3 protein-coding genes are annotated in these 2,800 nt (G+C 63.4%); all 3 read right to left on the reverse strand.

The features are described 5' to 3' along the window. A partial coding sequence (locus BLW05_RS35170) for a TRAP transporter large permease (protein WP_093169564.1) occupies window positions 1-1,334 on the reverse strand: 1,334 nt, incomplete at its 3' end. Continuing rightward, complete coding sequence (locus BLW05_RS35175) at window positions 1,325-1,819, reverse strand: TRAP transporter small permease (RefSeq protein ID WP_093169566.1); 495 nt, start codon at window positions 1,817-1,819, stop codon at window positions 1,325-1,327. The genes BLW05_RS35170 and BLW05_RS35175, both read right to left, overlap by 10 nt. 9 nt (window positions 1,820-1,828) lie before the next feature. Continuing rightward, the gene (locus BLW05_RS35180) at window positions 1,829-2,800 is read right to left on the reverse strand and encodes a TRAP transporter substrate-binding protein (RefSeq protein ID WP_093169567.1); all 972 of its coding nucleotides are present in this window, start codon (window positions 2,798-2,800) and stop codon (window positions 1,829-1,831) included.

A 2,800-nucleotide genomic window follows, 5' to 3' on the forward strand; every position in this document is an offset into this window, starting at 1 on the left:
TTGATGATCGACGGCAGCCAGGTCGAGAACGAGGGCACGTAGGTCACCAGCGTGATCGCGATGAAGATCGCCAGGTAGTAGGGCCACGCGGTCTTGGTGGCCTCGCCGATCGAGATCTTCCCGATGGCGCAGCCGATGAACTGCACGGTGCCCACCGGCGGATGCACCAGGCCCAGCGCGCAGTTGAGCAGCAGCATCATCCCGAACTGCACCGGGCCCACGCCCATCTGGATGGCCAGCGGAAGGAACAGCGGCGTGGTGATCAGGATGTGCGCCGCCATGTCCAGGAACACGCCCAGGAAGATCTGGATGATGTTGATGTACAGCAGCATCAGCCACGGCGTGGTGGTTGCCGCCAGCAGCGCCGCCTCGATCGTGTCGGGGATCTCCAGGTACGCCATCTGGTAGCGCAGCATGTTGGACACGCCGATCAGCAGCAGGATCACGCCCGTGGTCTTCGAGGCTTTTGCCAGCGACTTGAGCAGCGCCTTCTTTGTCATCGTGCGGTAGACCACGATGGTCAGGAGCAGTGAGTAGGTCACCGCGATCGCCGCCGCCTCGGTGGCCGTGGCGACGCCTTCCATCACGCAGAACAGAATGATGGCGATCACCAGCAATCCGGGGATGGCGGCGATGAAGGTCCGCACCACCGTGCCCCAGCCGGGAAAGCGCTCGACCATCGTGCTGCCGTCTTCGCGCTTCGGGTAACCATACTTCTTGGCCTGCCAGTACGCGGCGACCAGCATGCAGACCATGATCCAGAAGACCGGGATCAGCCCCGCGAACATCAGGTCGCCGATCGACACGCCCTTGATCACATGCCCGGCGATCTCGCCCACGGCCGCCTGCGCCGCGAAGGCATAGATGATCATGTTGTGCGAGGTCGGCATTAGCGCGCCGGAGAGCGACGCATGCGTGGTGACGTTGACCGCGTAGGCGGCGCTGTAGCCCTCCTTCTTCATGACCGGGATCAGCACGCCGCCCATGGCCGAGGTGTCCGCGACCGGCGAGCCCGAGACGCCGCCGAACAGCGTCGACGCGACCACGTTGGCGAGGCCCAGTCCACCCTTCCAATGGCCGACGAGGCTGCGCGCAAAGGCGACGATCTTGTCCGCGATGCCGCCGTGCAGCATCAACTCGCCCGAGAAGATGAAGAAGGGAATGGCCAGGAACGAGAACACGTTCATGCCCGAGACCATCATCTGGATCGCCGTCTCGAAGGGCAGGCCTTCGTAGGCGAAGGTGAGGAGACAACTCAAGCCGATCGCGAACGCGACGGGCATCCCGAGGACCAGGAAGACCAGGAAACTGAGAGACAGCAGCGTCAATGCCATGATGGAACGACCTCGTGGCCGGAAAATTGGGAGACGAGGTGCTCGACGGAAAACAGCGTGATCAGCACACCGGCAGCGAGAACCGGGAGGTAGCGGACGGCCTCGGAAATACCGAGCGTGGGAATGGTGGTCTCGCGCGTGGACGTCGCCATCTCCACGCCGCCGGCGACGAGCGCCACGGCGAAGGCAATGGTGAGGACGTACACGACGACCTTGCACCAGAACTGCCCCCGCGGGGGCAGTGCCTTCACCAGCGAATCCAGGCCGATGTGCCCGGCGTCCCGCACACCGGCGGAAGCACCGAACATGGCGACCGAGACCACCAGCAGCAGTGCGACCTGTTCTACATAAGCGGGTGCGTCATTGAAGGCGTAGCGAAGCACCACGCCATAGACCACCACGCCCAGCAGGCCCACCAGGCAGATGCACGCGAAGTACATCGCCCAACGCGAGAGTCTCGCGTTCAGTTGGGTTAGCAGGGTCATGTCTGCCCATTACTTGGTGTCGACGATTTCCTGCACCAGCGCCTTGAGTTCAGGCGTGGTGGCGAACTTGTCCCACACAGGCTTCTCGACCTCGACGAAGGCCTTGCGGTCGATCTCTGCGGCCGGAACGATCTTCGCGCCGCCCTTGATGACGGCGGCCTTCGCGTCCTTCTCGCGCGGCTCCCAGAGCTTCACGTAGTAGGGCACCGATTCCTTTGCGGCCTTGCGGATCTGCGCCTGCTCTTCCTTCGGCAGGGTGTCCCAGATCTTCTTTGAGAACACCAGCACTTCAGGCGTCATCACGTGCATGGTTTCCGAATACACGGGGGCGGCTTCGAAGTGCTTGGCTTCTTCGTAGGAGGGGTAGTTGTTCTCGGCGGCATCCACCAGGCCGGTCTTGAGGCCGGTGTAGACCTCGGCAATCGGCATCGGCGTGGGCGATGCGCCCGTCGCACCCACCAGGCTCACCATCAGGTCGGAAGGCTGCACGCGGATCTTCAGGCCCTTCATGTCGGCCACGTTCTTGACCGGCTTCTTGGCGTACACCGAGCGGGCGCCGCTTTCATAGAAGGCCAGGCCGACGAATCCGGCCTTTTCGAACGAAGCAAGGATCTTGTCGCCGGTCGGCCCGTACATCACCTTGCGGAAATGGTCGATGTCGCGGAACAGGAAGGGCAGCGACGGGATCACCGACTCCGGCACGATGCCGTGGAAGGAGGCGCTGCTCACGCGCACCATGTCGAGGGCGCCGATCTTCACCTGCTCGACCGTGTCCTTCTCCGAGCCCAGCGAGCTGTCGGCGAAGATCTTGATCTTGTCCTTGCCGCCGGTCGCGGCCGAGAGCTGGTCGCTCATGTACTTCACCGCCATGTTGGTCGGGAAATCCTTGGAATGCACTTCCGCGGAACGGAAGTCGCGTGCCTGCGCATGGGTGGCGGCAAGCGCGACCACGGCGGTGGCGACCAGGCTGAGCAGTTTCAG

Origin of the sequence: Variovorax sp. YR216 (assembly GCF_900107745.1) — a bacterium.
GTDB lineage: Bacteria > Pseudomonadota > Gammaproteobacteria > Burkholderiales > Burkholderiaceae_C > Variovorax.

Excerpts from the sequence above, each read along its gene's own strand:
- BLW05_RS35175 (WP_093169566.1), bottom strand. The coding sequence starts at position 1,819 with ATGACCCTGCTAACCCAACTGAACGCGAGACTCTCGCGTTGGGCGATG.